General features: G+C 69.3%; 4 protein-coding genes and 3 pseudogenes. All 7 read left to right on the top strand.

Going from position 1 to position 5714, the window contains the following annotated elements; translation table 11 throughout:
* On the top strand, positions 1-647 hold a 647-nt coding region (locus AC2W7M_RS18550; protein ID WP_486133930.1), incomplete at its 5' end, for a CoA transferase.
* Positions 586-906, top strand: a pseudogene (locus AC2W7M_RS18545) (alcohol dehydrogenase catalytic domain-containing protein); the annotation flags it as partial. The gene AC2W7M_RS18550 and the pseudogene AC2W7M_RS18545, both read left to right, overlap by 62 nt.
* Before the next feature lie 250 nt (positions 907-1156).
* On the top strand, positions 1157-1660 hold the full coding sequence (locus AC2W7M_RS18540; protein WP_486133934.1) for a zinc-binding dehydrogenase: 504 nt from the start codon (positions 1157-1159) through the stop codon (positions 1658-1660).
* Entirely contained in the window at positions 1657-2703 is a 1047-nt protein-coding gene (locus AC2W7M_RS18535; RefSeq protein WP_486133932.1) for a 3-hydroxyacyl-CoA dehydrogenase NAD-binding domain-containing protein, read from the top strand. Before AC2W7M_RS18540 ends, AC2W7M_RS18535 begins: the two co-directional genes overlap by 4 nt.
* 78 nt (positions 2704-2781) lie before the next feature.
* Complete coding sequence (locus AC2W7M_RS18530; RefSeq protein ID WP_486133929.1) at positions 2782-3174, top strand: 3-hydroxyacyl-CoA dehydrogenase family protein; 393 nt, start codon at positions 2782-2784, stop codon at positions 3172-3174.
* Positions 3175-3284: 110 nt separating this feature from the next.
* Positions 3285-4491: pseudogene (gene pcaF / locus AC2W7M_RS18525) on the top strand (3-oxoadipyl-CoA thiolase).
* Positions 4492-4626: 135 nt separating this feature from the next.
* A pseudogene (locus AC2W7M_RS18520) lies at positions 4627-5585 on the top strand (transposase); the annotation flags it as partial.
* Positions 5586-5714: the final 129 nt, after the last annotated feature.

The following is a 5714-nucleotide window of genomic DNA, read 5'->3' as shown; positions in this document are numbered from 1 at the left end:
CCGTGGTGCCGCCGGTGCTGGCGGCGGACGTGGCGGGCGGCGCCATGCCCGCCCTCCACTCCAACATCCTGCTGGCCCTGCGCCATCGCGACCAGACCGGGCTCGGCTGCTATCTCGATATCGCCATGGGCGACAACCTCTTCACCTTCCTCTACTGGGGACTGGGCGAAGGTTTCACCGGCAACGGATGGCCGCAGGCCGGCAAGTCTCTGGTGACGGGTGGCTCGCCCCGCTACCAGATCTATCGCACGGCGGATGATCGCTACCTCGCGGCCGCGCCCCTTGAGGACAAGTTCTGGGCGACCTTCACCGAGATCATTGGGCTGCCGGAGGCGCTGCGCGATCCGGCGGCGCCGGTGGCCACGGTCAAGGCCGCGGTGGCCGAGCGCATCGCCGCGAGGTCGGCCGAAGACTGGCGTGCCGCCTTCGCCGGCAAGGACGTGTGCTGCTCCATCGTCGCCACCCTGGAAGAGGCGGTGGCGGACGCGCAGGTGACCGCACGCAAGCTGTTCGCCCATTCCCTGAAGGCCAGCGGCCGGGACCTGCCGGCCCTGCCGGTTCCGCTCGCGCCCGTCTTCCGGCCTCATGCGACCCACGCCTGGGCCCCCCAGCTCGGAGAAACCACGGACCCCCTTCTCTCCATCTAAGGGCGACATCATGCGCGGTTACCGGGTCTGGGAGCACGGCGCTCCTTCCTCCATGCGGATCGACAGCCTGCCGGACCTCGTCGCCGGCGCCGACGAGATGGTGGTCGATGTCAGGGCCTTCGGCATCAACTTTCCCGATGTTCTGGTGATCGCGGGCAAGTATCAGATCCTGCCGGAGCGCCCCTTCGTTCCGGGCAAGGACCTCGCCGGGATCGTGCTCGCCACCGGGCCGAAGATCCGGGGCTTCGCGCCCGGCGACCGCATCATGGCCCAGGTCGAGCATGGCGCCTTCGCCGAGCAGGCGGTCGTCGCGCCCGACCAGAGCTTCAAGCTGCGGACGGCCTCTCGTTCGCGGCGGCGGCGGCCATGGGTCTGGTCGTACCAGACCGCCTACTTCGCCCTCGTGGAGCGCGGCCAGTACAAGCGCGGCGAGACGGTGCTGGTGGGTGGCGCGGCCGGCGGCGTCGGCCTCGCCGCGGTCCAGGTCGCCAAGGGTCTCGGCGCGCGGGGTGCTCGCCTGCGTCCGCGGGCCGGAGGCCGCCGGGATCCTGCGGGCGGAGGGCGTCGATGCCGTGATCGACGTCTCGGGACCGGATCTGCGCGAGAGCCTGAGGGCACAGGTGCTCGCCGCCACCGACGGGCACGGCGCCGACGTGGTGATCGACCCGCTGGGCGGCGACTTCCTGGGCGCCGCGCTGCGAGCCATGGCCTGGCGCGGCCGGCTCGTCGTCGTCGGCTTCGCCGCCGGCGATATCCCGTCGGTGAAGGTCAACTACCTCCTGGTCAAGAACATCGCCGTCAGCGGGTTGCAGTGGAGCGACTATCGCGACCGCAAGCCGGAGCAGGTGCGGCAGGTGCAGGACGACCTGTTCCGCCTGTGGCGCGAGGGAGCCGTCCGGCCCCGCATCATGCGCCAGTATCCATTCGAGAAGTTGCCGGAGGCCCTGGATCTCGTCTCGCGCGGCAAGGTGCGCGGCAAGGCGGTGGTCTCGCTCGACGGAGTTGCTCAATGACATCACTCGAACCCTCGGCCGTCGTGGCGGTGGTGGGGGCCGGCGCCATGGGCGCAGGCATCGCCCAGGTGGCGGCGCAGGCCGGCCACCCGGTGCTGCTGTTCGACGCCAAGGACGGCGCGGCGGAGAAGGGGCGCGCCGGCATTCTGTCCGGCCTGACGAAGCTGGTGGAGAAGGGCCGTCTCACGGCGGAGGCGCGCGACGCCATCGCCACGCGCCTCGTCGCCGTCTCCTCGCTCGAAGACCTCGCCCCCGCCCGGCTGGTGGTGGAAGCCATCGTCGAAGACCTCGGCGTGAAGCAGAAGGTCTTCTCGGCGCTCGAGAGCGTCGTGGCGGACGACGCCATTCTCGCCTCCAACACCTCGTCGCTCTCGCTCACCGCCATCGCTGCCGGTCTCAAGCGGCCGGAACGGGTCGCCGGCCTCCATTTCTTCAATCCGGCACCGGTGATGAAGCTGGTGGAAATCGTCTCGGGCCTAGCCTCCGACCGCGCCGTGCTCGACACCCTGTTCGCAACGGCGCGGGCCTGGGGCAAGGAGCCGGTGCACGCCACCTCGACGCCCGGCTTCATCGTCAACCGGGTGGCGCGGCCCTTCTATGCGGAAGGCCTGCGCCTTCTGGAGGAGGGCGCCGCCGATGCCGCGACCATCGACGCGGTCATGCGCGAGGCCGGCGGCTTCCGCATGGGACCGTTCGAGCTCATGGACCTCATCGGCCACGACGTGAACTTCGCGGTCACGCGTTCCGTGTTCGCCGCCTATTTCGGCGATCCGCGCTATCGACCTTCCCTCACACAGCAGGAACTGGTGGCCGCCGGCTGGCTGGGCCGCAAGAGCGGACGCGGCTTCTACTCCTACGCGCAGGATGCAGCCAAACCCGAGCCGCGCACCGCGCCTGCCGGCGTGCCGCCGCGATCAGCGATCATTGAAGGGGACCTCGGTCCCGCGGAACCCCTCGTTGCCCTTCTGGCGGACGCCGGCGTCGCGGTGACGCGTGAGCCGGGCCATGGGGTCATCCGCCTGGAAGGCGCGCGCTCGCCCTGACGGACGGCCGCACCGCCACGGCGCGCGTGGCGGGCGGAGATCCCACCGACCTGGTGCTCTTCGACCTCGCGCTCGACTATGCCAAGGCGTCGCGGCTCGCCATCGCCGCCGCCGACCAGAACGCCGGAAAGCGCGATCGCCGCCGCCGCCGGGCTGTTTCAGGCGCTCGGCAAGGCGGTTTGCGTCACCGACGACGTGCCGGGGCTCGTAGTGCTGCGGACCCTCGCCATGCTGGCCAACGAAGCGGCGGAGGCCGCTCTGCTGGGCGTCGCCTCTCCGGGCGACATCGACCGCGCCATGACCTTCGGCGTGAACTATCCCCGCGGCCCCCTCGCCTGGGCTGACACCGTAGGCGCGCGTCTGATCCTCCAGGTGCTGGAGAATTTGCAGGCCGCCTATGGCGACGACCGCTACCGCACTTCGCAGTTCCTGAAGCGGCGGGTCGCCGCCGGCCGGCCGCTCCTGGGCTGACCAAAGGCGGGGACCTCCGCCGGCGCCGTCAATCCCAGGGCTGTCACCGCCTGCACCGAACTGGCCCTGGGAAGGGTCGCTGAGGGAGAACCCCGGAAGGGTCTGATGCCATGCAAGATGCCTTTATCTGCGATGCCGTCCGCACCCCCGTCGGGCGCTATGGCGGCGCCCTTTCGGCCGTGCGCGCGGACGACCTCGCCGCGGCTCCCATTGCGGCGCTCGTCGCGCGCAACCCATCCACCGACTGGGGCTCCATCGACGACGTGATCCTCGGCTGCGCCAACCAGGCGGGCGAGGACAACCGCAATGTAGCGCGCATGGCCGGGCTCTTGGCCGGGCTGCCCGTGGAGGTGCCCGGCGCGACCATCAATCGTCTGTGCGGCTCCGGCATGGATGCGGTGGGCACCGCCGCGCGCGCGATACGCTCGGGCGACGTTCAGCTGATGATCGCCGGTGGGGTCGAGAGCATGTCACGTGCGCCCTTCGTGATGGGCAAGGCGGACAGCGCCTTCTCCCGCGCCGCCAAGATCGAGGACACCACCATCGGCTGGCGGTTCGTGAACCCGGCCATGAAGGCCCTGCACGGCGTCGATTCCATGCCCGAGACGGCGGAGAACGTGGCGCAGGACTTCCAGATCGCGCGGGCCGACCAGGACGCCTTCGCGCTGCGCAGCCAGCAGCGTGCCGGTCGTGCCCAGGCCTCGGGGCGGCTTGCGCGGGAGATCGTGCCCGTCTCGATTCTGCAGAAGAAGGGCGAGGCAAAGCTGGTGGAGGCGGACGAGCATCCACGCCCCGACACCACCCTGGAGCAGCTGACGAAGCTGAAGGGCGTGGTGCGGCTGGACGGAACGGTGACTGCCGGCAACGCCTCTGGCGTGAATGACGGAGCCTGCGCGCTGATCATCGCGTCCGTAGGCCGCCGCGCGGCGCCACGGCCTCACCCCCGCGCCCGCCATTGTGGGCATGGCCACCGCCGGCGTGCCTCCGCGCATCATGGGCATGGGACCCGCGCCGGCGACCCGGAAGGTGCTGGCGCTCACCGGCCTTTCGCTCGCCGACATGGATGTCATCGAGCTCAACGAGGCCTTCGCCTCGCAGGGTCTGGCCGTGCTGCGCGACTTGGGGCTTCCTGACGATGCCGAGTACGTCAATCCCAACGGCGGAGCCATTGCTCTCGGCCATCCCCTTGGCATGTCCGGCGCCCGGCTCATCACCACCGCCCTCCACCAACTGGAGGAGACTGGCGGTCGCTACGCCCTCTGCACCATGTGCATCGGCGTCGGCCAGGGCATCGCCGCCATCATTCAGCGGGTGTGAGGTTTGGCTGTGCAGGGGGAGGTCGGCAAGCTGACCTTTCCAAGTTCGCCTTTGGATCGTTTCCGTTGAAAAAGTCGGTGTTGCTGGGGGCTCGAAGTCCTGATTCAGTTGTCCTCGCAGAGGGAGGACAGACCGATGATGGGCGAGCGAACGAGGGCGCAGGAGGCGCTGTTCTACGAGTTCGGCCTCGAACGCCACGTTCCTACAGGCCACGTCGTGCGAGCCATCGACAGGTTCGTCGACCTCGCCGGCATTCGGGCGCACCTCAAGCCCTTCTACAGCGAGACCGGCCGGCCCTCGATCGACCCTGAGCTGATGATCCGGATGCTGCTCATCGGCTATTGCTTCGGCATCCGCTCGGAGCGGCGGCTGTGTGAGGAGGTTCACCTCAACCTGGCCTATCGCTGGTTCTGCCGGCTCGGCCTCGACGGCCGCGTGCCGGACCACTCCACCTTCTCCAAGAACCGGCATGGTCGCTTCCGCGACAGCGACCTGCTGCGGCACCTGTTCGAGGCGGTGCTGCAGCGTTGCATCGCTGAGGGGCTGGTCGGCGGAGAAGGCTTCGCCGTCGATGCCAGTCTGATCAAGGCCGAGGCCAGCCGGCAGAAGGGTGTCGATGGCAAAGCCGGACTGTCGCCCGAGGTGGCCGGCCGCGCGGTCGAGGAATATCTCGCCGTCCTCGACGATGCCGCCTTCGGCGCGGCCACCGAGGTCACCCCGAATTCCTTTCGCCCGCGGATCCGGCCGCCCGCTGGACCGGAGCGCACGGCGGCCAGGCTCAACCGCAAAATCTCGCGCACATGGCGCATCACAACCCTCCTCGTCGGCATCCATTCCTCCGGCTGCTGCTCAGCCCGCGAAATGGCTCCAACGATCAGGCTTCACGCCACCCGAAACTGCGCGCGATAATCTCGGAATGCTGCGCGGGCATTGCTCGGAATGCTGCGCGCGATGACTTCGGAATGCCGCGCGCGATCAAATCGGAACGACGCGCGCGATGAGCTCGGAATCCGCATCCAGCACGGCCAATGGGCGACAGCGTCTATGGTTCCGCCGAGATGCTCGCCTGGCTCGTGCACGAGCACGGCATCGAGTGACGTTGTGACGTGCTCCCCATTTTCCTGCCGGTCATAAGTTAGGCCCGGCTGGGTTTTGGTCCTCATGGGACCGGCTGGCGAACATCGACGGCGAGAGGCCGCCGAGGCTCGTATGGGGTCGGACGG

Source organism: Xanthobacter sp. BG11Y11_SDJG (assembly GCF_057364445.1).
Note: the sequence above shows the minus strand (reverse complement) of the source record. Positions and strands in the feature narration are given on the sequence as shown.

Coding starts and splice junctions, on each gene's coding strand:
- AC2W7M_RS18535 (WP_486133932.1), top strand. CDS start 1,657: ATGACATCACTCGAACCCTCGGCCGTCGTGGCGGTGGTGGGGGCCGGC.
- AC2W7M_RS18530 (WP_486133929.1), top strand. CDS start 2,782: ATGCCAAGGCGTCGCGGCTCGCCATCGCCGCCGCCGACCAGAACGCCG.